The organism is Pseudonocardia sp. NPDC049154 (assembly GCF_040648315.1).
GTDB lineage: Bacteria > Actinomycetota > Actinomycetes > Mycobacteriales > Pseudonocardiaceae > Pseudonocardia.
In genome coordinates this window covers 1-24,233 of the sequence record NZ_JBEZDN010000121.1, presented here as the reverse complement: position 1 = coordinate 24,233, position 24,233 = coordinate 1, and the positions used below count along the sequence as shown (strand labels likewise).

Below are 24,233 nucleotides of genomic sequence, written 5' to 3'. Positions count from 1 at the left end.
ACACCTTCCCCTCCTTCGTTGGGTGCTCGGTGATATCCGTACACCAGATCTCGTTCGGTCCGTCGACGACGAAGTCACGGTCGACCAGGTCGTCGTAGGGGTCTGCGTGCGGGTCCCGCACCGTGCAGCCGCGGTTGCGGCGCCGGTAGAGGCCCTGGATCCCGGCATCGCGCATCAGCCGGGCGACCCGCTTGTGGTTGACCACCATGCCCAGCCCGAGGGTGAGCTCGGCGTGCACCCGCGGCCAGCCGTAGGTTCGGTGGGACTTCTCGTGGATCTTCTCGATGTGTTTGAGCAACAGCTCGTTCTCCTGCGCCCGCGGTGATTTCACCCCGGAGCGCCATTCGTAGAAGCCTTGGCGGCGCACGCCAAGGACCCGGCAGGTCACCGCGACCGAGAATCCGTCGTCGGCGAGTTCACGACCAGCGGGAAAACTACTTTGGGAGGACGTTCTCCCGGGCGAAGTAGGCGGCTGCACGCTTGAGGATTTCGTTCTCCACCTCGAGCCTGCGGGCCTTCTTGCGGAGCTCGGCCAGTTCGCGTTTCTCATCGGTCGACAACCGCCCGGGCTTGGTATCGCCGTCATCGGCGTCGGCCTGTGCCAGCCAGTTCCGCAGGCACGACTCGGAGATCGACAGGTCCTTCGCGATCTCGGCGACGGGCTTGACCTTCGAACGCGCAAGGTCGATGGCGCGCTGCCGGAACTCCGGCGGGTGAGAAGCGGGCACGAACGACATCCTTCCCGGCGGACGAGGTCCGCCTCAGAGGAGGTGTCCGGCCTCAGGGGCCAAGCTCATAACGGCCGCGCGGCCTGGTCGCCGGCGGCTGATGAAGGGCGCTGGTCAGCCCGTGGTGAGGGCGGCCTGGGCGGTGGTGTGGCGTTTCGGGTCGTAGGGGGTGTGAGTGCTCCAGCAGGTCCAGAGCACGCGCATCCAGCGGGCGGCGAGGCCGCGAAGCGCGCGGTGGTAGTGCTGGCCGCGTTGGTCACGAGCCTCGCGGAACGCCGCCGTGGCCCAGGGTGCTTCCTTCATCGAGTTGTAGGCCCACCACATCGCGGCCTCGCGCAGGATCGTGTTGGCCGCGTAGCGGAAGCGGACCTTGCGCGAGCGTCCGGAGGCGCGGGTGACTGGGGCGAGCCCGGCCTCGGCCAGCAGTGTCGCCGGGGTGGGGAACCGGGCGCGGTCCTCGCCGATCTCGGCGAGCAGCGTGCCGGTGAGGACGGGCCCGACGCCGGGGAAGCTGGCGAAGATCGGGGTGTCGGGGTGCTCGGCGACCGCGGCGGCGATGGCGTCGTCGTACTCGGCGAGCTGGGTGTTGAGCAGCTGCAGCAGTCGGGCAAAGGACTGCGCGGAGTAGGACTTGCCCGCGACGGTGCCGGTCGAGGCAGCGAGAAGGGTTTCGCGCAGCCGCTCGGCGAGGACCTGACCGGGAACCCGGCCGGTGTAGCGGTGGCGGCTCAGGAACCCGTTCATCCGGGTGGTCTTGATCCGTGACGCGGCGGCCGGGGTCGGGTAGTCGAGCACGAAGTGCAGGGTGATCTGGCGGTCGACCGAGGAGAACAGCCGCGCGGGCGCGGGGTGGTAGGCCTCGAGGATCGCCCGCAGCTGGGACTCGGTGGCCTGCTGGGTCTGTTGCAGACGGTCCCGGTCGCGGGTCAACGCTCTGATCTCGGCCAGCAGCGGTGACGGCGGGGTCAGGGCCCGCCAGTGCGGGTGCTCGTGGCGCAGGGTGTCGGCCAGCACGAACGCGTCGAGCCGGTCGTCTTTGACCGCGGCGACCCGGTAGCGCTCCCGCGCTCGGGCGGCGATGCGCGGCGACACCGGGAACACGAGGTGGCCGCGGGCCTGCAGATGCTCGACGAGCAGCCCCTCGGCGCGCTCGACGGCGATCGGCAAAGCTGTCCCGTGCTGGGCGAGCGCGGTGTCGAGTTCGGCCAGCCCGGCGACGTCGTGTGTGACGCGCTGCTGGGTCAGCCGCGCTCCGGCGGGGTCGAGGACGCAGAGCTGGTGTTCGCTGCCGCCCCAGTCGATGCCGACGAACGCCGGCCAGTCCCGCGAGTTGTCTCGATCGGACAAGAGGTGCCCCTTCGGGTGACGGGTCCGCTCCGGGCCGATCCCCTTCGGGCGCTCATCCAGGTGCTCGTGGCACGACTCCCACTGGCCGATCGAGGAACGACCACCACCGGGAGGGACGAGTCTGCCGCTGGACCTCGAGGGTCACGCTGCCAAGGTCCTCTCCCGGTGGTGGAGGTGGACCAGCGGGAACTTCCCGCCGCTGCTGATGTTGACGGGTGAGCGTTGCCAGCCGGCGCCGGGCAGTGCGGAGCCGATCGCGGCGATCAGCCCGGGGTGGGCGTCGGAGATGACCAGCTGCACCCCGGGCAGCCCGCGCGCGACCAGCCCGCGCAGAAACGCCAACCAGCCCGCGCCGTCCTCGGTGGAGGCGACGTCGAGGCCGAGGATCTCGCGGTGGCCGTCGGCGTTGACCCCGGTGGCGATCAGGGCGTGCACGTTCACCACCCGGCCGTCCTCGCGGACCTTGACCGTGAGCGCGTCGACCCACACGAACGTGTACGGCCCGGCATCCAGCGGGCGCTCGCGGAACGCGGTGACCTGGGCGTCGAGGTGGGTGGCCATCTCGCTGACCTGTGAGCGTGACAGCGACTTGACCCCGAGTTGCTCGGCGAGGCGTTCCACCCGGCGGGTGGACACGCCGAGCAGGTAGGCGGTGGCCACCACGGTGACCAGGGCCTGTTCGGCGCGGCGGCGGTGGGTGAGCAGCCAGTCGGGGAAGTAGGTGCCCTCGCGCAGCTTGGGGATCGCGAGCTCGACGGTGCCGGCGCGGGTGTCCCACTCCCGGGGCCGGTAGCCATTGCGCCGGTTCGTCCGGGCCTGGCTGCGTTCGCCGTAGTCGGCCCCGCAGAGCTGGTCGGCCTGGGCGGACATCATCGCGTTCGCCAGCGAGGCGATCATCTGCCGGAGCGCATCCGGCGACGCGCCCGCCAGCTGTTGCTCCAACAACTCGGTCACGTCGATATCGTGTGGTGCGGCCATCGCGGTGATCCTCTCGATGAGTTCCTTGGTCGGTACTCGTCAAGATCACGCGGTGGCCGTCTCACGTCACGACGCCACGCCGCTCACCAGCGAGGGACTCGTACACCACCCCCGAGGACGCAGCCCTTCCGGCCTTGCGCTCGACGTGCCGGAGGCGCGGAGGAGCCGGTGTTGCGGCGCCTGCCGCAGCGCCTCATGAGCAGCGTCATCTTTCCGCGGCCGAGCTCCTATCGCCCCCTGGCAGGTCGCTCGGCTGCCGAGGCAGGGGCATCAGACGACTCTCTTCCGAGGCCGAGCAGGAGGAGATGACACGCTCCGGCTCGGCCTGTCGATCGACAGTCGGCGGAGCGTGCACGGCAGTCGATCCCGAGGATGGTCGCTGAGGCCGTGGGCCGGTCCTCATCATGAACCCGGAAGCGCGACCTCGGACTCTTCAGGGTGCGGGTGGAGAAGCGCATCCGCCGTGGTGGGAGCAACGTCGCCAGCACCGTCCGGCCGCCCCGCCCCGACCGTGTGGGCGGGCCCGTGCATCTGTGGACGAACGAGACCTGCGCAAACCCGCGGGAGGCGCCTCGGCGATCACAGCCACCGCGAGCGACGGACCCCGTCAGACCCGCGTCCGTGAGCATGCGTGCCCGTTGCGTCAAGCTTTTCAATCTGGATTAAAATATGGCAGCGAGGGGCGCGGTCCGAGGACTGGGCCCTGCCGATCAGCCGCCACCGTGGAGGGACTGCATGGACGCATCCGCCTTCGAGCTGAGCGCGCAGCAGCGCGAGTTAGCAGAGCGCGCACGGGCCTTCGGGCAGAAATGGGCACCCCACGCGACGACTATCGACCGTGACGACGCCGCGCCGCTCGGCGAGATGGTGCGGGACTCCGTCGAGATGGGTGTCGCCGGCATCACCATCCCCACCGAGTACGGGGGGCAAGGACTCAGCGCCTTCGAGTTCTCGATCGCCGTCGAGGAGTCGTGTCGGGCGATGAAGTCGTGGATGGCTGGGGACGTTCTCTTCGCCACCACCTGCACGGGGCCGTCGGTCCTGATGATCTCGGGCAACGAGATCGCCCAGAAGCAGTACCTCCCGGAGATTGCAGCGGGGCGGCGAACCGCGGCCATCGCCCTCTCAGAACCCAACCACGGATCCGCCGTCACTGACATCGAGACGACCGCGCGGCGTGAAGGGGACACTCTCGTCATCAACGGCGACAAGCGGTTCATCACCGGGTGCCCCGAGTACGACACCTACGTGACCTTCGTGCGGCTGGACGACAGGCCAGGTGCGAAGGGAATCGGCGCGGTCGTCGTGGAGAAGGGGACGCCGGGCCTCGAGCTCGGGGGAGGGCCCGAGTACATGGGCTCCCGCGGATCCCCCCACGGTGAGCTGCGCTTCCGGGACTGCAGGCTTCCGATGTCAAACCTGCTGATGGGCGAGGGCAGCTTCCCCGTGCTCATGCAGGCCTTCAACATGGAGCGGCTCTACATCGCCTCGCTGTGCCTCGGGCTGGCCGAGGGGGCTTACGACGAGGCCGTCGCCTACGGCAGCGAGCGGCACCAGTTCGGCAAGCCGATCGACGAGTTCCAGGCTGTCTACCACCTGATCGCCGAGATGTGGACCCAGATCGAGTCGGTCCGCTACCTCACGCAGCGGGCGGCGCTGACCGCGGACCAGGGCAAGTTCCCCAAGGCGCTCGACGTGTCGGTGGCGAAGCTGCATGCCGCCGACACTGCGCGAGACGTGTGTTGGAAGGCGATGCAGGTCCTCGGCGGGAACGGGCTCGTGACCGGGTTCCCGCCGGAGCGCTGCTTCCGGGACGTCATCGTGTCCTCCATCGCGGGCGGGACCATCCAGGTCCTGAAGAACACGATCGCCTCCCAGTTGCTGGGCAAGCGGCTCGACCAACGGGCCCGGTGAGCCTGCCGCGGGCTGGTGGTGCTCAGCCGAACGAGCTGCGCAGCTACTGGCCCGCGGCGGTGATCGTAGCGTCGGCCTCCGCCGCCGGACCGCGACGACGTTGATCGACCGTCCGGTGGTTGTCGATCTCCGGCCTGTCGAGCAGTGCGCGGTCCCGGCACCAACGCGGAGCTGTTGAAGACGTCGCCACCGGTGCCCTAGTGTCCTGCGCCAGGAATTCGATCAATATATACGGCGCAGCCAAGACGAGTAGGTCGGGGTGAAGTGCATGTGGAACCGGGGATGCGCGGCAGCCAGCGCGCGACCACCGGGGCTTTGTGGGTGCTGTAGTTGTCGCAGATCAGGTGCACGTCCAGCTCGGCCGGCACCTGCTTGTCGAGCTTGATCAGGAATCTCCTGAACTCCGCGGCCCGGTGGCGGCGGTGGATCGAGCCGATCACCTCGCCGGCGGCCACGTCCAGCGCGGCGAACAACGTGGTGATGCCATGGCGGACGTAGTCATGGGTGCGCCGCTCGGGCATGCCCGGCATCATCGGCAGCACTGGCGCCGACCGGTCCAGGGCCTGGATCTGGGACTTCTCGTCCACACACAGCACCAACGCGTGTTCCGGCGGGTCCAGATACAGCCCGACGATGTCGCGGACCTTGTCGACGAACTGCGGGTCGGTCGAGAGCTTGAAGGTCTCGACCTGGTGCGGTTTGAGCCCGAACGCCTTCCAGATCCGCCCCACCGTCGACAGCGACAGGCCGCTCTCGGCGGCCATCGACGCCCGTGACCAGTGCGTGGCCTCGGCCGGGTGCGCTCCAGGGTGGGCACCACGACCTGCTCGATCTGCTCGTCGCTGATCTTCCGTGGGGGCCGGGTGCGGCTCGTCGGACAACCCGTCCAGGCCCGCGACCACGAATCGGGACCGCCACTTCCCGACGGTGACCGCATGGCAGTCCAGCTTGGCGGCGATCGCGGTGTTCGACAGGCCGTCGGCCGCGGCCAGCACGATCTTGCTGCGCAACGCCAGCGCCTGCGAGGACTTCGCCCGCCGCGACCACCGGATCAGCGTCTCGCGCTGCTCGTCGGTCAGATTCACCTCGGCCACCGGCCGGCCCCTACTCGGCACGACCGGCAGCCTACTGATATCTAGCGAATTTCAGGCGTTGGACACCAGCGGACCTGGTGTAGCGGGCCGGGTGCATGGACGCGCCGGTAAAGACCTGGGCCGACGCCCACCGGGGGGTTCTGAGGGCGGATCCGCCAGGCGTCGGTCGTCGCGGGGTTATCGTGAACGCCCCGACGTCGTTGGAGGTGCCGGAGCATGCGGCCTGCCGCCCTCGCGGAGTTGCCGTCGGACCGGTTGAGTCAGGTCTTCGCCCTGCTCGAACGGGTCGACCGGTCCACCACCGTCGGCCAGTTCGCCGAGTCGACGCTGGAAGCCCTGGGGTCGGTCCTGGGCTTCCGCCACACCACCTACTTCGCTGGGCCCACCTACAGCAGCGTGTTCCACGATCCGGACCCGCTGCTGATCGGCGAGCGCAAACCGTTGATCCGGGACTACCGCGCCCACTGGCACAGCCATGACGTCTTCGCGGGCTCCGAGGCGGCCGAGCTGAACCGGACGCACGCCGTCGCGCTGGACGCGTCGGAGGAGGTTCCCGCCGCGCACCGTGGCTACGTCGACTGGTTGGCTTCCTACGGGGTCGAGTGCCTCACCGCCATCCGGGTCGGTCCCGCCGGTCAGCAGGCACTGTTCGGGATCTTCGGCGGACGCGGCACCGTCGATCCCGTGGGACTCGCGGTCCTGCGCCTGGCAGGGCGGCAGCTGGACGTGATCGCCCGCAGCCTCCCGCCGGCCACGACAACCGCGGCGGCCTCGCTGAACCTCGCGCCCCGTGTGCTCGAGGTCGGTGAGCTGGTCAGCCGCGGTCTGCCCAACGCCCTCATCGCCCACACGCTCAACCTGACCGAGGACACCGTCAAGAAGTACGTCGGACGCCTGCTGACCGCGACGGGTGCCCGGAACCGGACGGAGCTGGCCCTCATCCTCCGCTCCTGACACGGTGGGGCCGGAGAGGTCCGAGAATCCATCCACTTAAGTGCACTGTGGCGCTCCTCTCACCATGAGGCACATTCCCCGTCACGTCCAGCGGCGCACCGAGGCGCCGCGGAAAGTGGGGGTCCTCGCATGCCCAACCTGAAGTTCGGGGTCTTCATGGCCCCGGTCCACGAGCCCGGACGCAAGCCGTCGGTGCTCCTCGAACGCGACCTCGAGCTGGTCGAGCACCTCGACCGCCTCGACTTCGACGAGGCCTGGTTCGGGGAGCACCACTCCGCGGGTTCGGAGATATTCGCCTCCCCGGAGATCTTGATCGCGGCGGCCGCGCAGCGGACACGGCGCATCAAGCTGGGCACAGGTGTCACCTCGATCGCCTACCACAACCCGCTCTGGGTGGCGGACCGCATCGTCATGCTGGACCACCTGACCCGGGGCCGGACCCTGTTCGGCGTCGGTCCCGGCTCGCTGCCGACCGACTCCGCGATGATCGGGCTGACGCCCACGGACACCCGGGAGCTCCTCGAGGAGAACCTCGACATCATCCTGCGGTTGTTCGCCGGTGAGTCCGTCACGGCGAAGACCAGGACCCACGAGCTGGTGGACGCGCGGTTGCAGATGCTCCCGTATTCCGATCCGCTGTTCGACATCACGGTGGCCGCCGTGGCCTCCCCGACCGGTGCCCGGCTGGCCGGTCGGTACGGCCTGGGGCTGCTGAGCATCGGCGCCACGATCAGCCAGGACGGCTTCGACGCCCTCGCCCACCACTGGAACGTCGTCGAGGAGCGGGCGGAGGCGTCCGGCGCGACGGTTGACCGCTCCACGTGGCGTCTGGCGAGCCCGTTCCACATCGCCGAGACCGTCGACCAGGCGTACCGCGAGGTGGAGCACGGCATCGAGCACTGGTTCGGCTACTTCCAGAAGGTCGCCGCGTTTCCGCAGATGGCCGTGTCCGGCGACAACATCAAGGAGATGATCGACTTCATCAACGAGAGCGGGGCCGGCGTGATCGGCACGCCCGAGCACGCCCGCGCGCAGGTGCAGCGCCTCGTCGACCAGTCCGACGGCGGGTTCGGCACCCTGCTGCTGATGGCCAGCGACTGGGCGGACCCGCAGGCTACCAAGCGCTCGTTCGAGCTGTTCGCGACTGACGTGGCCCCGCACTTCCAGGGACAGGCCGCGCCGACTCTCGACGCCGCGCGGCGGGCGAGCGAGGTGCGTGAGGGGCTCGCGCAGGCGCAGCTGGCGGCCGTCGCCCACATGACCGACAAGTACGAGGCCGAGAAGAGCCGATGAGCACCGCCGCTGAAGCGGGTGGCGGTGTGGTCGCCCGCCACCGCCCCCACGCTCCCGTGCCGGGGCGCTACGAGGGTCGGGTGGCCGTCGTCACCGGGGGCGCCTCCGGTATCGGCGCGGCCGTCGTGCGCCGGCTGCACGCCGAGGGTGCGACGGTCGCGGTCGGTGACCGCGACGAGAAGGCCCTCGAGGTGCTCGCCGCGGAACTCGGCGAACAGGTGCTGCCGGTCCCGGTCGACGTCACCGACGAGGATCAGGTGGCCGCGCTCGTAGCGGTGGCGGTATCGGTCGGGGGGCGGCTGGACGTCGCCGTGAATTCAGCAGGCGTCGGTGGGGCGGGAGCGATCACGGAGCAGACCCTCACGGACTGGGGCCAGGTGCTCGGTGTCTGCCTGACCGGGGTCATGCTCGCCATGAAGCACGAGGCCAGGCAGATGGTGGCCCAGGGCGGGGGCGGCGCCATCGTCAATGTCGCGTCGCTCAACTCCCGGGTGCCGATGATCGGCGGGTCGGCGTACTGCGCAGCCAAGGCGGGGGTGGCGATGCTCTCGCAGTGCGGTGCCGTCGAGCTCGGCGAGCACCGCGTCCGCGTGAACACCGTGTCACCGGGTCTCACGGACACGCCGCTGACCCGGGAGGTCTTGGCGCTGCCCGACGCCAGAGCGGCCTATCTGGACCGCATCCCGCTCCGCGCCGTGGCATCCCCGGAGGAGGTCGCGGCCGCGGTCGCCTTTCTCGGGTCGCCAGACGCGGCGTACGTGTCGGGCGGCGAGCTGGTAGTGGACGGCGCCTGGGCCACCACCGGCTATCCCGACCTGCGTCCGTTCCTGTCCGCACTCTGACTCCCGATACGACACACAGAGAGGTGTGGTCATGCCGAACCCCCGGTCCTCCGAGGACCACGGGCTCGGGCTGGAGGTCGTGGACCCGTCCACGGTCCTCGCCGAGACCCGCATTCACCAGCGGTCGGCCGACCGGCTCCGCGCCCTGCAGAGCCGCGGCACCGGCTACTGGCTCGTCGCGACGCTCGCCCTGGTCCTGCTCGGCGAGCAGACCGCGTTGTCCATCGTGTTCTACACGCCCGTGCTGGCCGACATCGCTACGACGTTCGAGACCGCCCAGGTGGTCTGGATGCTGACGGTGTTCACCCTGGCCTCCGCGGTCCTGACGCCGCTGATGGCGAAGCTCAGCGACGTCTACGGCAAGCGCCTCGTGCTGGTGGCGGGCGCCGGGGTGTCGGCGGTGGGCTGTCTCATCTGCATGATCGCGCCGAACTTCACGGTGCTGCTGGTCGGCCGTGTGTTGGTCGCGACGACGTTCGCCTTCGCGCCGCTGTCGGTCGCGCTGATGCGTGAGGTGTTCCCCGTCCGGATGCGGGCGATCGCGATCGGTCTGGCCACCAACGGCTTCGGTCTGGTGGTCATCGGTGGGCCGCTGCTTGCCGGGTTCGTGGCCGCGCAGTACGGGGTTCGGGCGATCTTCCTGATGAACCTGATCCTCTGCGCCGTGGCGGGGCTGCTCGTGCTCCTCGTCGTGCCCGAGTCCCCGGTCCGGGCCGCGATGCGGATCGACTACGTCGGGTCGGCGTTGCTGGGGGCGGCTCTGTTCGGCCTCCTGGTGGGGCTCACCCAGATCCAGACCCTGGGCCTCGGCAGCCCGATCGTGCTCGTCTGCCTGGTGGGCGGAGTGCTCGCCGCGCTCGGGTGGTGGGCACAGCAGAAGCGGGCCGCCCATCCGCTGATCAGCGTCAAGCTGCTCACGCGCAAGCCGATCCTGATCACCGTGCTGGCCGTCCTCGCCTACTGCGGGGTCTCCAACGCGATGAACTACCTCGTGGCGCTGCAGTGGTCCGCCGATCCCTCGACGGGGTACGGGCACGGGCTGACAGCCCTGGAGATCGGGTTGTGGTCCATCCCGGCCGGGGCGCTGACCGTGGTGGCGGGGATCCTCGCCGGGGCGACGGTCCGGTCCGTCGGCTACCGGATCCACATGATCGTCGCCGGCGTGCTGTGGGCGGTCCCGGCGGCCCTGCTCGGGCTCAACCTGGGGGCCTCGCCCGCGTTCATTATCGTGGTCTACGGCCTGTTCGGGCTCGCCAACATCTACAGCGCGGCGTCCGCCGGGCTCATCCTGCTCGCCGCGCCCGCCGACCAGCGTGGAGTGGCGTCCGGGATGAACTACGCCCTGCAGGGAATCGGTGGGGCCGTGGTCTCGCAGATCACCTTCCTGTGCCTGAACGCCTCAGTCGGGTCGGTCGTGGGCGGGGTCCCGGTGTACGAGGCCTCCGGGTTCCGCAACGCATTCCTCGCCGCCGCGGTCGTCGCCGCGCTCGGTATCGTCGCCGCGGTCGCCATCCCGCACGGTCGGCGGCTGCGCCGCCAGGACCGGCCCGTGAACGACGAGACCGTCGACGGTGTACCGGTCGCGGACGCCGGACGGGCCTGAGCGGGCAACCACTCGGAAGAGAAGGGGAACCATGCGCTCGATCGCGCTCGGACCGGACCGGCGACTGTCCGTCCAGGAGGGACCGACACCCGAACCCGGGGCGGGGGAGGTCCGCGTCGACGTGGCCTACAGCGGTATCTGCGGATCGGACCTGCACGCCGTGTACGACCAGGACCCGGTCGCGGCGGGTCAGGTCCTGGGGCACGAGTTCAGCGGCCGGGTGGCACGCCTCGGCCCCGGGGTGACGGGCTGGACGGTGGGGGAGAGGGTCACCGTCCTGCCGATCGATGCCTGCGGGGAGTGCGCGGCGTGCGGCCGGGAGGACGGGGTGTGTCTGGCGGGTCTCTTCCTGGGGCCCGGCCTGGGGCGCCCCGGGGGGTTCGCCGAATCCGTCGTCGTACCCGACCGGATGCTCGTCCGGCTGCCCGACGAGGTCGACGACCGCGCGGGCGCCCTCGTGGAGCCGTTGGCGGTGGGGTACCGGGCGGCCCGACACACCGGTGCCGGTCCAGGGGCTCGTGTCCTGGTGCTGGGAGCCGGTCCGGTCGGCCTGCTCACCGTGATCGGCCTGCGCGCGCGCGGAGTCGAGTCGATCGCGCTGGTGGAGTCCAACCCAGCCCGCCGGGCCGTCGCGGAGGCCCTCGATCTGGGGGTGGCCGCCGTCGGCGATGCGGCGTCGGCCGCGGACCTGCTAGGCGGGCCCGCGGACGCGGCCGTCGACGCCACCGGCCATCCGTCGGCGCCCGGCTCGGCCTTCCCGGTGCTCCGGTCCGGCGGGACGCTCGTCGTGGTAGGGATCTGCATGGTTCCGGCGCCGCTGGACCTGCTGACGCTCGCGACGTCGGAGCTCGTCGTGCGGGGATCCCTCGCGTACAGTCGCGCCGACTTCGCCGAGGCCGTGCGGATGCTGGCGTCCGGGTCGGTACCGGTCGACCGGATCGTCACCGCTGTGGCGGCGCTGGACGAGGCCGGCGAGATCGTCGAGGATCTCCACGGCGGTAGGTCGCAGCACGTCAAGGTGCTCCTTGCCGTCGGCTCCTGAGGTCGGCGCCGATGGCTTGTTGACTGGAACCCGACCCGAGTGTCACAGTCACTCCGTGGGCGCCAACATTGCAGCCAATCCCGGTCGGGTGCATCGGCCGGGCAGCCGGGTCGATCCCGGCGGCGCCTCGGACGGTGCCGTGCAGCGGGCCGCAGCCTCGGTCCGGGAGATGGTGATGGAGCGCAGGCTGCTGCCCGGACAGCAACTGCGCCAGGAGGACCTCGCGAAGCAGATCGGGATCAGTCGGGGCCCGCTGCGCGAGGCGCTGCAGATCCTCTGCGTCGACGGTGTCGTGACGCACGAGCGGAACCGCGGATACTTCGTCACCCAGTTCAGCTCGGACGAGATGGGTCAGCTCTACCTCGCCCGGGACCTGCTCGAAACCGTTGTGCTCTCGTCCCTTCCGATTCCGTCGGAGGAGGACCTGGCAGAGCTCGTCGCGTCCAATGAGGCCATCCGATCAGCCGGCGTCGACACAGACCTGGTCATGCACCACAACGACCGCTTCCATGCAGCCGTGCTGGCGCTTTCCACCCGACGGCTGCTGGTCGGTGAGATCGAGCGGATCTGGCGGATGTCGATCGCCTACCGCGCGCTGTCGTTGAGCGTCCTGTCCGACGCCGCGGCCGTCGCCGAGGAGCACGACCGCATGCTCGACGCACTGCGGGCCGGGGACGGTCCGCAGCTCGCCGAGCTCTGGCGCTCGCACCGCCAGGTCTCCCTGACCCGGCTCGCGCCGATCCTGCGGTGACGAGCCGGCCGCCGGTCGTGGCAGAAGACTGCAACACCGGTGTTGACAATATTGGAGCCAAAATGGTCGACTTTCGGTTGACCCCGTTCTCTGGAGGACTGAAGCAATGACCGCTTCCCCCCGTCGCATGCGTTTCGGTGTGTTCCTCGGTCCGTACCATCGCCTCGGCGTCAGCCCCAACCTGGCAATGCGGCGCGACCTCGAGCTGGCCTCACACCTCGATCGTCTCGGCTTCGACGAGCTGTGGTTCGGTGAGCACCATTCCGGCGGCGTCGAGACGATCGCCTCGCCAGAGGTGATGATCGCCGCCGCGGCCCAGCACACGACGACGCTCCGCCTCGGGACCGGGGTGGCTTCGCTGCCGTACCACCAGCCCTTCATTCTCGCCGACCGGATCATCCAGCTCGACCACCTCACCCGTGGTCGGATGATGTTCGGGGTCGGCCCTGGCCAGCTGCTCGACGACGCGACGATGCTCGGCATCGAGCCGTCCACCCAGCGGGCCCGGATGCAGGAGTCCCTCGAGGTCATCCTGCGGCTGTTCGCGGGTGAGACGGTCACCGCCAAGACCGAGTGGTTCACCCTCCAGGACGCGGTGCTGCAGCTGCCCAAGTACTCGGACTTCGAGATCGCGGTGACCGGCGCTGTCTCCGCGACCGGACCGGCGCTGGCCGGTCGGTTCGGCACCAGCCTGCTCTCCCTGGCGGCCACCGACCCGACCGGGGTCGAGCGGCTGGCGGGGCACTGGGACATCGTGGAGGAGGAGTCCGCCGTGCACGGGCACACCCCGAGCCGCGACAACTGGCGCCTCCTCGGCCCGATGTACATCGCCGAGACCGTCGAGCAGGCCAAGAAGGACGTGCAGTACGGGCTGAAGTGGCTGCAGGACTACATGGCCCACATCACCCCCACCGCGCTAGGCACGTTCGACACCACCGACGAGCTCGTCGACGTGCTGAACGAGTCGGGTCGCGGTGTCATCGGGACCCCCGACATGGCCGTCGAACAGCTGACCCGCCTGCAGGAGAAGTCCGGCGGGTTCGGCACCTACTTGTTCCAGGGGTCGGACTACGCCCGCTACTCGGACACCCTGCGCAGCTACGAGCTCTTCGCCGAGGAGGTCATCCCGCGCATGAACGGACAGCTCGCGCCGGTCGAGAAGGCGGTGGACCGAGTGATCAACTCGGGCACCCTCGGCGCCGAGACCACCGCCCGTTCCCAGGCCGAGGCCACCGCGCGGTACCAGGCAGGCCGGGGCGACAAGGCATGACCGTGACCGCCGAGGCGACGTCCGTCGCTGAGCAGCTGGTCCTCACCGAACGCCATGGCCACGTGCTCGTCGTCCGGATGAACCGGCCCCGCCAGCGCAACGCGCTCAACTTCGCGCTGCGCCAGGCCCTCCGGAATGCCTTCGACGAGTTCGAGGCCGATCCCGAGCTGCGGTGCGCCGTGCTCACCGGTGAGGGGGCGGCCTTCTGCGCCGGCGGCGACCTGAAGGAGATGGCCGCCGGGAACCTGAGCATCCCGGCCGAGGAGTGGGGTCTGCTGCTCGGCAGCAAGGGTCGCCTGGTCAAGCCGGTGATCGCCGCGGTCAACGGGTTCGCGTTGGCCGGGGGGTTCCGGTTGGCCCAGGACTGCGACCTCTGCCTGGCCGCGGACCACGCGACGTTCGGCATCACCGAGGTGAAGCGCGGGCGCGGGGCCCCCTGGGCCGCGCCGCTGATCTCGATGCTGCCGAAGCGGATCATGATGGAGCTGCTGCTGACGGGCGAGCCCGTCTCGGCCGCCCGGGCCTACGAGGTCGGGCTGGTCAACGCGGTCGTCCCTGCGGAGGAGCTGCTGGCCGCGGCGATCGCCATGGCCACCACGATCGCGACCAATGCGCCGCTGAGCGTCCAGGCGGCGAAGCAGACCGTCGAGCTCAGCACGGAGGTCGGACGCAGCCAGGCCGTCCAGTCGGCCGACTGGCTCTACGAACGGGTCTACACCAGCGAGGACGCGCAGGAGGGCCCCCGGGCTTTCGCGGAGAAGCGCGATCCCGTCTGGTCGGGCCGCTGACGGGCACGAGGAGAACAAGATGGCTGTCGTCCCCTTCCCTCATCAGGAGAAGCGCAAGGAGCTGCGAGCCGCGGTCGCGGCGTTGTGCGCCAAGTTCGACCTGGAGTACTGGGATGCCTGCGACCGGGAGCACCGGTTCCCGGAGGAGTTCTTCCGCGCGTTCGCCGACGCCGGGTACCTGAGCGTGCTGATCCCCGAGGAGTTCGGCGGCGGCGGTGGTGAGATGATCGACCAGGTCGCCGTGCTCGAGGAGCTCGCGGCCTCCGGCGGCGGCCTCAACGCCTGCAGCTCGGTGCACATCCCGATGCTGTGCATCCCCACCCTGTTGGCCTTCGGATCCCGGGAGCAGTGCGCGGAGATCCTGCCGAAGGTCGGTGCCGGCGAACTGTTCGTCACCTTCGGGGTCACCGAGCCGGACGCGGGCACCGACACCACCCGGATCACCACCAAAGCCACCCCGACGGACGGGGGCTGGCTCGTCAACGGCACCAAGGTGTGGAATTCCGGGGCGATGCGCGGCGACAAGATCCTGCTGCTGGCCCGGACCTCTGAGCACGCCAGCGGCGAGCGCAAGGGCAACGGCCTCACGCTGTTCCTCGCCGACCTGAAGGCCGACACGGTCGACATCAAGGAGATCCCGAAGATCGGCCGGAACGCCGTGGCCTCATGCGAGGTGTTCTTCCGGGACCACAAGGTCACCCCCGACCAGGTCGTCGGTGAGGTCGGCCAGGGCTTCTACCACCTGCTGCACAGCCTGAACGGCGAGCGGCTGCTGATCTCGGCCGAGGCGATCGGGCTGGGCCGCTGGGCGGTCGAGGCCGCCACCCGCTACGCCAATGAGCGCGTCGTGTTCGGCAGGCCGATCGGTCAGAACCAGAGCGTGCAGCACCCCCTGGCGGCGAGCTATCTGAAGCTGCTCGCGGCCGCCGAGGTGGTCTACAGCGCCGTCGATCAGTACCAGGAGAAGGGCGGGGGCGCGATCGGCACACTGGCGAACGCGGCCAAGTACCTCTCCAGCGAGGCCGGGTTCGGGGCCTGCGACGACGCCATGCAGTCTTTCGGTGGCTACGCCTACGCCCGCGAGTACCACATCGGTCGGCACTGGACCGAGGCGCGACTGCAGCGCATCGCGCCGGTGAACAACCAGATGGTTCTGAACTACGTCGCGGAACGCAGCCTCGGGCTGCCGCGCAGCTACTGAGACGAGGTCGTCGATGCCGACTCGGATCGTCGATCGGGCGGACGGGCCCCTCGCCGGGGTGGAGGTCCTGGAGATCTCCGGCCGTCCCTCCGGCGCCTACTGTGGACGCCTCCTGCACCTGCTCGGGGCCACCGTCGTGCGCGTGTCTGTGCCGCTTGTGGCGGACGTGGCCCCGGATCTCTGCGCGGACCTGGAGGCCGTGCTGCACGACGGGAAGCGCAGGCTCGACCCCGCGGACGCGGCGGGGATCGAGGAGGTCCTTTCGCGGTGCGCCGCTGTAGTCGTCGACTCGCGGGGGGACGATGCCGCCGACGGCGCGGTCACGGCCCTGACCGCCAGGCTGCTCGCGGTGAGCCCCGCTGGAACCCCGGTCATCGACATCGCCGGAATGCGGTCGAGCCTCGCGGACGGCTCGGACGTCCCGTCCGCGCCGATCGTGGCCACGGCGGCGTCGGGTATGTCGTGGGGGATCGGTTCCCCCGACCGGCCCCCGCTGACCCTGCCGTTCGACCTGCCGGAGTACCTGACCGGCACGGAGGCAGCGGCGATGACCGCCCTGGCTGTCCTGCTCGCCGCCGGCGTTCCCGGTGCGGGGACGCGGTGGGATCTGACGACCACCGACGTGCTGAGCTACTACGTCGGCCAGATCGGCGCCAACTTCTTGCCCTACGAACGCCCCTGGAAGCGGGACGGGGCCCGGGCGACGATGTCGGGGGGTTCCTATCCGGCGGCGATGTTCCCGTGCACGGACGGCTGGGTGTCGATCATGTGCCGCACCCAGCGGGAGTACCAGGGCCTGCTGACGGCGTTGGGGAACCCGGAGTGGTCGCGGCGCCCGGGGTTCGACGACTCCCGGATCGTGGCCCGCTTCCACGCCGACGAGGCGGATCCCCACTTGATCGCCTGGACCGGCACCCGTACCCGCGGCGAGGTCTTCGCGGCGGGCCGCGAGCACGGCTTCCCCGTCGCACCGGTGAACACGTTGTCGGAGGCGCTGGACGAGGAACAGTTCGCTCACCGGCGGTTCTTCGAGCTCGACTCCCGCGGCAGGCGCCGCGCCGGGAGCCCGTTCCAGCTGTCGGCCCCGGACCGCAGCGAGCCGGCCCGGACGTCGGGCTGGCCGGGCACCGACGCGGGGACGAAGCAGCCGCTCGCCGGCCTGCGCGTCCTGGACCTCTCTTGGGTGTGGTCCGGGCCGATGGTTACCGCGGCGCTGCGGGACCTCGGTGCCGAGGTCCTCAAGGTCGAACACCGCGTGCGCGCGGACCCCGCCCGGCTGCGTGGGCGGGCGCTTCGTGGCGGCATCCCGGTGGAGGGCCCCGAGCTCGAGGTCACCCCGTACTTCAACCAGATGAACCATGGCAAGCGCAGCGTCGCGATCGACATGACCAAGCCGGAGGGTGCCGAGCTCATCGGCAGGCTCGCCGCCGAGGCGGACGTGGTCGTGGAGAACATGCGGCCCGGGGCCCTGCATCGACGTGGGCTGGACTACGAGGCGCTCTCCGCGCGCAATCCCGGACTCGTGATGGTGTCCATGTCAATGCTCGGGCAGACCGGCCCGTTGAGCGGGATCCGCGGCTACGCGCCGGTGATGTCCGGTCTCGCCGGCCTGGACTCGCTCGTGGGCTACGACGCCGACCACCTGATCGGCACCTTCAACCCGGCCCTCGGCGATCCCGACGGGGCCGGGCACGCGCTGACCGCGCTGTTCGCGGCGCTCGTCGGGCGACAGCGCACCGGGCGCGGCTGCTACGTGGACCTCTCCCAGGTGGAGGCGCTGCTGAGCGTCCTGCCCGGGCCGATCCTGGAGCGGGAGACGCGCGGTGCGTCGCGGGTGCCGGCCAACTCGCACGCCGTGTTCGGGCCCTACGGGACCTACGCGTGTCGGGACGTGGACACCTGGATCTCGGTCGCCGCCCGGACCGAGCGCGAGAGGGTCGCGGTTGCCGAGGTGGTGGGGGCCCCGGCGGGGAACCGTTCCGGGATCGAGACCGCGCTGGAGCTCTGGGCGGCGGTCCGGTCCCCCGAGGAGGCGGCGGCCGCACTGCAGGCCGTGGGCGTCCCCGCAGCTGCCGTAGTGGGGTACGACACCGCGCTGTTCGGGGAGCGTGCGCTCGCCCGTGAGGTCGGCACCGTGACCGAGCACCCGTGGCTGGGGGAGCAGACCGTGGTGACCGTCCCCTGGAAGGTCGACGGGCACGGCTTCCCGGCGGCGTCCGCCGCACCTCAGCTGGGTGCGGACACGGACGAGGTCCTGGGCGGTGTGCTCGGTCTGCGTCCGGAGGAGCTCGCGAAGCTGCGCGAGCGGGGGGTCATCGAATGACCGATCGCAAACCCGCCCTTGACAGCGCCCCAGAAGGGTGACAACTTTGGCGCCAATTTCGCCGCCAAAATGGAGTGTGGCCTAGGGAACCGCGCTCACACCCGGTCCGACCAGCGGAAAACATCCGGCCCGACCAACGATGAGAGGGACTCATGATCGAGGAGATCCGGCGAGCGATCACCGGCCAGACTCCGGAGGGCAAGTCCACGTTCACCGACGTGGGGATCGTCCCGCCGACCACCGCCGACCTCTACCCGGGGGCGACGTACTGGCTGGTGTGGGGGACCGAGGGCGGTGAGCTGACGGTCGGTCGGAACGACGAGGCCGTCCAGAAGCCGTTCTTCCCCGGCCCCGGCGGGTCCCGTCTCATCGCGGTCCGGTTCGCGCCGAACAAGGCGGCCGGTCAAGGCGCAGGCGCTGGTGGCGACACGAGCCCTGAGGCGCTGGAGGCCATGCGCGCGGACGCTGAGGAGAAGTTCCCCGGACTGTTCGACAAGCACGCCGCCGATCCCGAGGACGCCGCCTTCCACACCACGGACACCGTCGACTACGGGTTCGTGGTCGAGGGCGAGATCCACCTACAGGTCGACGGCGGCGAGGAGCAGCGGCTGCCCGCTGGGAGTTTCGTGATGCAGCGCGGGACGAGGCACGCGTGGATCAACCGCTCGGACGAGCCCGCGCTCGTCGTGTACGTCCTGCTCGGCGCCCGCCGCGTCGAGCAGGGGAACTGACCCCACCCCCTCGGCCCCCGTGCCCCCCGACAGGAGAAGACGATGACCCCCTTCCGCTCACGACGCCGTGGGCGCCTGCTGGCCGTGGCGGCGCTCGCCGCCTCGGCGATGGCGCTCTCGGCCTGCGGTTCCGGCTCGGGCTCCGGCGACGCGAACGGTGACCTCGTCATCGGTGCGTCCCTGGCCATGACCGGTCCGAACGCCGCCGCAGGCGCCGCCCGGTTCGGCATCCGGGGCCGTTTCGACCAGATCAACGAGCAGGGTGGCATCCAGGGCCACAAGATCGTGCTCAAGATCGGGGACGACCAGCTCGACCCAGCCGTCGCGCCGGGTGTCGCCCGCACTCTCGTCGAGAACGACGAGGTGCTCGGCACGGGGTTTGCCGGCTCGGCCGTGTCCGCCGCCGTCGTGCCGTACCTGGCGGCGCAGAAGGTCCTGGCGATCCCCTCGAACGGCTCGACGGACCTGATCAGGGACCCGAACTCCACGTACCGGCTGGTCATCCCCTCCTACGGTGACCTCGCCGCCCACATGGTCGACTACGCCGTCAAGGACCTCGGCAAGACGAAGGTCGCCATCGCCTACACCCCGGACGCCGTCGGCAACCCGATGCTCGAAGGGTCGAAGGCGGAGTTGGCCAAGCTCGGCCTCACCCCGGTGGCCGAGGTGTCCTACAGCGCCAAGGCCACCAGCGCGGCCGCGCAGGCCGCCGAGCTGAAGGCGTCGGGCGCCGACTTCGTGGTCATCAACCACGTTCCCGCCGTCGCCTCGGTCCTGATGCAGGCCGCGGAGCAGATCGGCTACCAACCCGCGTACGGTTCGACGTTCGCGCTCGCCCAGCCCGCCCTCACTAAGATCATGGGCAACTCCCTCGACGACCGGATCTTCTTCGCCACCGGGTACCTGAACCCGGACAGCGACGCAGCGGCCGACTTCCGCAAGTACGCCGGGGCCGCGGGCGGCGACATCCACAGCACCGACGTCATGACCGGCTGGGTCGCGGCGGACGCCTACGTCGAGGTGCTCAAGAAGGCGGTGGCCGACGCGGGCGGGCAGGTGCCCAGCCGGGCGCAGGTCCTCGCGGCCACCACGGACCTCACCATCGACACGCCCTACATCCGCGGAGTGCACTGGACCGCCGACAACCACCAGGGCATGAAGCAGGCGCGGATCACCAAGCTGGTGAACGGGCAGTTCGTGGACGTCAAGGACTTCGCCCCGGTCCCGGGCTCGTCGACCTGACCGTCGTGTTCGCACCCCTGACGACCTGATCGACCCACGTCCGGTGGGGATGGCGCCGCCAGCCCACCGGACGCCATGACCACCGCGGCGACGCCGCGCGACGGAGCGGGAGGAAGGGCGTGGAGCTCTTCGAGACAAGCGTCATCCTCGGGGTGACGATCGGGCTGGTGTACGCACTCTCCGGCGCCGGACTGGTGGTGATCTACCGGACCTCCGGCTACGCCAGCTTCACCCAGGGGGACATCGCCGCGGTGTCGCTCTACGTCGGGCTCTTCGCCTACCAGAGCGGCCTGCCGTACCCGGTCATGGCAGTGCTCGTCGTGGCGGTCGGCGCCCTCGTCGGCGGGCTGATCGGCGGCTTCATCGTGGTGCCGCTCGAGCGGTACGGGCCGCTGACCGCCGCCCTTGCCACGATCGGTGTCGGGCTGGCAATCCAGGGCACCGAGAACATCGTACTGAATCCGGACCCGGTGGCCTTCCCCTCGGCGGGAGACGACCCGGCGCTGACCATCGGGCCGGTGACCCTGTCGGTGGCCAATGTCGTCCAAGCCGTGATCTGCATCGCCCTGTTCGCCGTGCTCGGGCTCGCCTTCCGGTTCAGCCGGACGGGGATCGCGATGCGGGCGGCCAACGACAACCCCGCGGCCGCCGGGCACGTCGGCCTGCCGGGCAAGCGGCTGAAAGTGATCAGCTGGGTGCTCGCGGGTGGGCTCGCCGGCATCACCGGGCTGTTCGTGGCCCCGCTGTACTCGCTGAGCCCGACCAGCGTCAACGCCATCCTGGTGTTCGGCTTCGCCACCGTCGTGCTCGGCGGCTTCGAGAGCATCACCGGTGCCCTGGTGGCCGGCGTGATCATCGGGGTCGCCAGCAACCTCGTTGCGGCGTACCTCGACCCGCAGCTCGTGACGTTCGGCGTCTACGCCCTCGTGCTGTGCGTCCTGCTGTTCCGTCCCTACGGCCTGCTCGGCCGCCGTCCTCTCGTGAGGGTCTGAGATGACATCCACGACCGAGACCGACACCTCCGCGAACGATTCCCGACCGCCCGAGCCCTCGACCGAGGGACGGTTCGGGTCGCTCAACCTGCGGACGGCCGTCGCCACGGGCCGAGGGGTCCTGGCACGGTACCGGTACCTCAGCCTGCTGGTGCTGGCCGTCGTCGTCGTCGTACTGGGCCTCACAGGCAACGCGGGATTTCGCTACAGCCTGATCCTCGCCACGGCCTACGGCCTGGTCGTCCTCGGCAACAGCGCCACCGCCGCGACCCTCGGCGAGATCAACCTCGGTGGCCTCGCCTTCATGGCCGTCGGTGCCTACACGATGGCGAACCTGCTCGAGCAGGGCGTCCCCGGGCTGGTCGCGTTGCTGCTCTCCGGCGTCGCGGCGGCGATCGTCGGGCTGGTGCTCGCGATACCCACCACGCAGCTGCGCGGGATCTCCACGGCGCTGGTCACCTTCGCCCTCGCCTACTCGATCAGCGACCTCGCCACCTACCTCCGCCCGGTGACCAACGGCGACGAGGGGAAGTTCCTGCCCGCCGACCTCGAGCTGGGCGGCATGCTGATCAGCGGTTCCAACGAGGGGCTGTTGATCCTGGCCGCCGTCCTGATGGTGCTCGCGGGTGCCGCCCACATTGCGCTGCTCAACGGCCGCGCGGGCCGCGTGGCGATCTCCGTGGGCGAGGTCGAGCGGGCCTCGGCCATCTTCGGGACCCCCATCCGCCCGGTCCAGCTCCTGGTCTGGGTGTGGGCCGCGTTCCTCGGCGGGATCGGGGGCGCGGTCTACGGCCTCGCCGTGGGTTTCGTCAGCGCGTCCCAGTGGCAGGTGATGCTGTCCATCTTCGTCTTCGTGGGCGGGCTCGTCGGTGGCACCCGCAGCGCGGCTGGTTCCTGGGTCGGCGGCATGATCGTCGGCGCGCTGCCGGTCTGGCTGCAAGGCGTCGTCCCTCCCACGGCCACCACCCTCGTGTACGGGGTGGTACTGGTGCTGGCACTGCTGGTCGGCGGCCGAGGGTTGGCCGAGTTCGCCGAACGTCTGGGCGTCGAGGGTTGGCTGCGGCTGAGGAGGACCCGATGAGCGAGGAGACCGGTGGCCTCCGCGCCCGGGGCATCGTGATGGCCTTCGGCGGGAACGTCGCGCTTAACGGAGTGGACATCGACCTCCCCGCGGGAACCTGGACCGGTCTGATCGGACCCAACGGGTCGGGCAAGACGACCCTGCTGAACGTGCTCAGCGGGGTCTACCGCCCGTCCGCGGGGACGGTCGAGCTCGCCGGTAGGAGTGTCGACGGAGCGCGCGCCGGTCGACTCGCCCGCGCCGGCATCGTCCGGACCTTCCAGCATCCTCAGCTGGCCGAGAGCCTGACCATCCGGGAGAACATGCTGCTCGGAGTGGACCTGCGCCGCCGACGGACGGGTGCCGAGGGCATCGACGAGGAGGTCGCGGAGCTGCTCGACGTCTTCGGCTGTGCGAAGTACGAGGGTTATTTGCCCGCTCAGGCACCCTACGGGATCCGGAAGGCCGTCGAGCTGGCCCGCGCGGTGGTGGCCGATCCAGTGGTGCTGCTGCTGGACGAGCCTGCAGCGGGGCTGAGCAAGGACGAGCGGGCCGAGCTCGTGGCGTCGTTGCGCTGGGTCCGGGACCGCAAGCCCGACCTCGCCGTCTGCCTCATCGAGCACGACGTGCGACTCGTCGCGGCAGTCTGTCCGGCCATCCAGGTCCTGAACTTCGGCAAGGTCCTCGCGGTCGGATCTGCGACCGAGGTACTCACGACACCGGCGGTGCAGGAGGCCTATCTCGGTCGGTCCGGCCGCCATCTCGAGCGCGAAGGGAGCTCGTCCTGATGCTCGAGGTCAGCACACTCCGTGGGGGATACCGCGAGGGCGTCACCGTCTTCGACGACATCTCCTTCTCCCTCAGCGGCGGAGCCATCGGCTTCATCGGACGCAACGGAGCCGGCAAGACCTGCCTGGCGCAGACGTTGTCGGGCGGCTTGCGCAGCACGGGCGGCAGCGTCGTGCTCGACGGCCGCGACATCACCTCGCTCTCGTCACGGGGGAAGGTGCGAGCAGGTGTCTCCCTCGTTCCGGAGGGCAGGCTCGTGTTCGGGCAGCTCACGGTGCGGGAGAACCTCGTCGTCGCGGCGCACGCGGCGGGGCGGTCGAACGAGCGGATCGGGCAGTTGGAGGACCAGTTCCCCGTGCTGGGGCGGAAGCGGGCGAAGTCCGCCGCGTCCTTGAGCGGTGGCGAACAGCAACTCCTGGCCATCGCTCGGGCGCTCATCCAGGACCCGAAGGTCATCGTGCTCGACGAGCCGTCGCTCGGACTGTCGCCGGTGGCCGTCGACGAGCTGACGGCCACCCTGCGCACGGTGGTGACCGAGACCGGACAGTCCATGGTTCTCATGGAGCAGAACGGTGAGCTCCTGACCGGCCTGTGCGACGAAGTGGTCCTGGTCGAGCAGGGGCTTGCGGTGCGACGCCTCGACATGCGCAACGACGAGGACCAGAACGCGCTCTTCGAGTCGTACCTGGGCGTGTGAGGTGTCCCCGAAGGCGAGCAGTGGTGCACGAGCCGGACGCGGGTCCGCTCCGACGAGGTCAGCGTCTCTCGCCTCCCTGGCCCACGTCGTCGGTGCGGCGTGCGCGAAGGCGACGGGGACAGCGGGCAACAACGCGATGACGGAGTCGTCGCGACTTCGGGGAGGAGGCTGGGCAGTGGGCGCGTACGAAGACGTTCTCCGGGCCGCGATGCAGGACCGGGAGGGGTTCTGGCTGGAGGCCGCGCGGGTGTTGGAGTGGGAGCAGGCGCCGAGCAGGGCGCTGGACGAGTCCCGCCCGCCCTTCTACCGGTGGTTCCCCGACGGGGAGATCAACGTGGCGCACAACGCGCTGGACCGGCACGTCGCTGCCGGTCGGGGTGAGCAGGCGGCGTTGATCTACGACTCGCCGGTGACCGGCACGCAGCGCACCTACACCTACGCGCAGCTGCGCGACGAGGTCGCCGTCTTCGCCGGGGTGCTGCGCGAGCTGGGCGTCGGGCCCGGGGACCGCGTCGTGATCTACATGCCGATGGTGCCCGAGGCCGCGATCGCGATGCTCGCGTCTGCGCGGCTGGGTGCGGTGCACTCGGTGGT

22 protein-coding genes and 1 pseudogene are annotated in these 24,233 nt (G+C 70.2%); 18 read left to right on the top strand and 5 right to left on the bottom strand.

What is annotated here, in order from left to right:
- The 4 genes and pseudogenes from AB0B41_RS35280 to AB0B41_RS35265 all read right to left on the bottom strand — a co-directional run.
- The coding region (locus AB0B41_RS35280; protein ID WP_358211173.1) for an IS3 family transposase at positions 1-388 on the bottom strand (388 nt) is incomplete at its 3' end.
- A 46-nt stretch (positions 389-434) separates the two neighbouring features.
- Positions 435-728, bottom strand: coding sequence for a transposase (locus AB0B41_RS35275; RefSeq protein WP_358211171.1), 294 nt, complete (start codon positions 726-728; stop codon positions 435-437).
- Positions 729-842: 114 nt separating this feature from the next.
- Positions 843-2,075 (bottom strand): IS110 family transposase, encoded by a 1,233-nt coding sequence (locus tag AB0B41_RS35270; RefSeq protein WP_358211169.1) that lies wholly within the window; start codon positions 2,073-2,075, stop codon positions 843-845.
- Between the two features lie 219 nt (positions 2,076-2,294).
- A pseudogene (locus AB0B41_RS35265) lies at positions 2,295-3,053 on the bottom strand (IS256 family transposase); the annotation flags it as partial.
- Between the two features lie 735 nt (positions 3,054-3,788).
- On the opposite strand from AB0B41_RS35265, the gene AB0B41_RS35260 reads away from it, so the two are divergent.
- Positions 3,789-4,967 carry an acyl-CoA dehydrogenase family protein gene (locus AB0B41_RS35260; protein WP_358211167.1) on the top strand — a complete coding sequence of 393 codons (1,179 nt, stop codon included), beginning with the start codon at positions 3,789-3,791 and terminating at the stop codon, positions 4,965-4,967.
- Between the two features lie 197 nt (positions 4,968-5,164).
- On the opposite strand, the gene AB0B41_RS35255 is transcribed toward AB0B41_RS35260, so the two are convergent.
- Positions 5,165-6,061 (bottom strand): IS630 family transposase, encoded by an 897-nt coding sequence (locus tag AB0B41_RS35255; RefSeq protein ID WP_358211165.1) that lies wholly within the window; start codon positions 6,059-6,061, stop codon positions 5,165-5,167.
- A 216-nt stretch (positions 6,062-6,277) separates the two neighbouring features.
- Here AB0B41_RS35255 and AB0B41_RS35250 point away from each other — a divergent pair, with 216 nt between their 5' ends.
- The 17 genes from AB0B41_RS35250 to AB0B41_RS35170 all read left to right on the top strand — a co-directional run.
- Positions 6,278-7,015 (top strand): LuxR C-terminal-related transcriptional regulator, encoded by a 738-nt coding sequence (locus AB0B41_RS35250; RefSeq protein ID WP_358211163.1) that lies wholly within the window; start codon positions 6,278-6,280, stop codon positions 7,013-7,015.
- A gap of 129 nt (positions 7,016-7,144) precedes the next feature.
- Positions 7,145-8,308 carry an LLM class flavin-dependent oxidoreductase gene (locus AB0B41_RS35245; protein WP_358211162.1) on the top strand — a complete coding sequence of 388 codons (1,164 nt, stop codon included), beginning with the start codon at positions 7,145-7,147 and terminating at the stop codon, positions 8,306-8,308.
- On the top strand, positions 8,305-9,150 hold the full coding sequence (locus AB0B41_RS35240; RefSeq protein ID WP_358211160.1) for an SDR family NAD(P)-dependent oxidoreductase: 846 nt from the start codon (positions 8,305-8,307) through the stop codon (positions 9,148-9,150). The genes AB0B41_RS35245 and AB0B41_RS35240 overlap by 4 nt, the downstream gene beginning before the upstream one ends.
- A 31-nt stretch (positions 9,151-9,181) precedes the next feature.
- Positions 9,182-10,753, top strand: a complete 1,572-nt coding sequence (locus tag AB0B41_RS35235) for an MFS transporter (RefSeq protein ID WP_358211158.1) — start codon at positions 9,182-9,184, stop codon at positions 10,751-10,753.
- 31 nt (positions 10,754-10,784) lie between these two features.
- On the top strand, positions 10,785-11,795 hold the full coding sequence (locus tag AB0B41_RS35230) for an alcohol dehydrogenase catalytic domain-containing protein (protein WP_358211156.1): 1,011 nt from the start codon (positions 10,785-10,787) through the stop codon (positions 11,793-11,795).
- 55 nt (positions 11,796-11,850) lie between these two features.
- On the top strand, positions 11,851-12,546 hold the full coding sequence (locus AB0B41_RS35225; RefSeq protein WP_358211154.1) for a GntR family transcriptional regulator: 696 nt from the start codon (positions 11,851-11,853) through the stop codon (positions 12,544-12,546).
- 106 nt (positions 12,547-12,652) lie between these two features.
- A complete protein-coding gene (locus AB0B41_RS35220) occupies positions 12,653-13,816 on the top strand; it encodes an LLM class flavin-dependent oxidoreductase (RefSeq protein WP_358211152.1) in 1,164 nt (387 codons plus the stop codon).
- A complete protein-coding gene (locus tag AB0B41_RS35215; protein ID WP_358211151.1) occupies positions 13,813-14,604 on the top strand; it encodes an enoyl-CoA hydratase-related protein in 792 nt (263 codons plus the stop codon). Before AB0B41_RS35220 ends, AB0B41_RS35215 begins: the two co-directional genes overlap by 4 nt.
- Before the next feature lie 19 nt (positions 14,605-14,623).
- On the top strand, positions 14,624-15,805 hold the full coding sequence (locus tag AB0B41_RS35210; protein WP_358211149.1) for an acyl-CoA dehydrogenase family protein: 1,182 nt from the start codon (positions 14,624-14,626) through the stop codon (positions 15,803-15,805).
- A gap of 13 nt (positions 15,806-15,818) precedes the next feature.
- On the top strand, positions 15,819-18,128 hold the full coding sequence (locus AB0B41_RS35205) for a CoA transferase (RefSeq protein ID WP_358211147.1): 2,310 nt from the start codon (positions 15,819-15,821) through the stop codon (positions 18,126-18,128).
- Between the two features lie 152 nt (positions 18,129-18,280).
- Positions 18,281-18,859 (top strand): cupin domain-containing protein, encoded by a 579-nt coding sequence (locus AB0B41_RS35200; RefSeq protein ID WP_358211145.1) that lies wholly within the window; start codon positions 18,281-18,283, stop codon positions 18,857-18,859.
- Between the two features lie 42 nt (positions 18,860-18,901).
- Complete coding sequence (locus AB0B41_RS35195; protein WP_358211143.1) at positions 18,902-20,101, top strand: ABC transporter substrate-binding protein; 1,200 nt, start codon at positions 18,902-18,904, stop codon at positions 20,099-20,101.
- A 119-nt stretch (positions 20,102-20,220) separates the two neighbouring features.
- Positions 20,221-21,093 carry a branched-chain amino acid ABC transporter permease gene (locus AB0B41_RS35190; RefSeq protein ID WP_358211141.1) on the top strand — a complete coding sequence of 291 codons (873 nt, stop codon included), beginning with the start codon at positions 20,221-20,223 and terminating at the stop codon, positions 21,091-21,093.
- A gap of 1 nt (position 21,094) precedes the next feature.
- Positions 21,095-22,174, top strand: a complete 1,080-nt coding sequence (locus AB0B41_RS35185; protein WP_358211139.1) for a branched-chain amino acid ABC transporter permease — start codon at positions 21,095-21,097, stop codon at positions 22,172-22,174.
- Entirely contained in the window at positions 22,171-22,941 is a 771-nt protein-coding gene (locus tag AB0B41_RS35180) for an ATP-binding cassette domain-containing protein (RefSeq protein ID WP_358211137.1), read from the top strand. The genes AB0B41_RS35185 and AB0B41_RS35180 overlap by 4 nt, the downstream gene beginning before the upstream one ends.
- Positions 22,941-23,639, top strand: coding sequence for an ATP-binding cassette domain-containing protein (locus AB0B41_RS35175; RefSeq protein WP_358211135.1), 699 nt, complete (start codon positions 22,941-22,943; stop codon positions 23,637-23,639). The genes AB0B41_RS35180 and AB0B41_RS35175 overlap by 1 nt, the downstream gene beginning before the upstream one ends.
- Before the next feature lie 175 nt (positions 23,640-23,814).
- Positions 23,815-24,233: acetyl-coenzyme A synthetase N-terminal domain-containing protein (locus tag AB0B41_RS35170; RefSeq protein ID WP_358211133.1), on the top strand; the 419-nt coding region annotated here is incomplete at its 3' end.

Excerpts from the sequence above, each read along its gene's own strand:
- AB0B41_RS35250 (WP_358211163.1), top strand. The coding sequence starts at position 6,278 with ATGCGGCCTGCCGCCCTCGCGGAGTTGCCGTCGGACCGGTTGAGTCAG.
- AB0B41_RS35175 (WP_358211135.1), top strand. The coding sequence starts at position 22,941 with ATGCTCGAGGTCAGCACACTCCGTGGGGGATACCGCGAGGGCGTCACC.
- AB0B41_RS35205 (WP_358211147.1), top strand. The coding sequence starts at position 15,819 with ATGCCGACTCGGATCGTCGATCGGGCGGACGGGCCCCTCGCCGGGGTG.
- AB0B41_RS35230 (WP_358211156.1), top strand. The coding sequence starts at position 10,785 with ATGCGCTCGATCGCGCTCGGACCGGACCGGCGACTGTCCGTCCAGGAG.
- AB0B41_RS35210 (WP_358211149.1), top strand. The coding sequence starts at position 14,624 with ATGGCTGTCGTCCCCTTCCCTCATCAGGAGAAGCGCAAGGAGCTGCGA.
- AB0B41_RS35260 (WP_358211167.1), top strand. The coding sequence starts at position 3,789 with ATGGACGCATCCGCCTTCGAGCTGAGCGCGCAGCAGCGCGAGTTAGCA.
- AB0B41_RS35220 (WP_358211152.1), top strand. The coding sequence starts at position 12,653 with ATGACCGCTTCCCCCCGTCGCATGCGTTTCGGTGTGTTCCTCGGTCCG.
- AB0B41_RS35180 (WP_358211137.1), top strand. The coding sequence starts at position 22,171 with ATGAGCGAGGAGACCGGTGGCCTCCGCGCCCGGGGCATCGTGATGGCC.
- AB0B41_RS35200 (WP_358211145.1), top strand. The coding sequence starts at position 18,281 with ATGATCGAGGAGATCCGGCGAGCGATCACCGGCCAGACTCCGGAGGGC.
- AB0B41_RS35215 (WP_358211151.1), top strand. The coding sequence starts at position 13,813 with ATGACCGTGACCGCCGAGGCGACGTCCGTCGCTGAGCAGCTGGTCCTC.
- AB0B41_RS35235 (WP_358211158.1), top strand. The coding sequence starts at position 9,182 with ATGCCGAACCCCCGGTCCTCCGAGGACCACGGGCTCGGGCTGGAGGTC.
- AB0B41_RS35195 (WP_358211143.1), top strand. The coding sequence starts at position 18,902 with ATGACCCCCTTCCGCTCACGACGCCGTGGGCGCCTGCTGGCCGTGGCG.
- AB0B41_RS35185 (WP_358211139.1), top strand. The coding sequence starts at position 21,095 with ATGACATCCACGACCGAGACCGACACCTCCGCGAACGATTCCCGACCG.
- AB0B41_RS35240 (WP_358211160.1), top strand. The coding sequence starts at position 8,305 with ATGAGCACCGCCGCTGAAGCGGGTGGCGGTGTGGTCGCCCGCCACCGC.
- AB0B41_RS35245 (WP_358211162.1), top strand. The coding sequence starts at position 7,145 with ATGCCCAACCTGAAGTTCGGGGTCTTCATGGCCCCGGTCCACGAGCCC.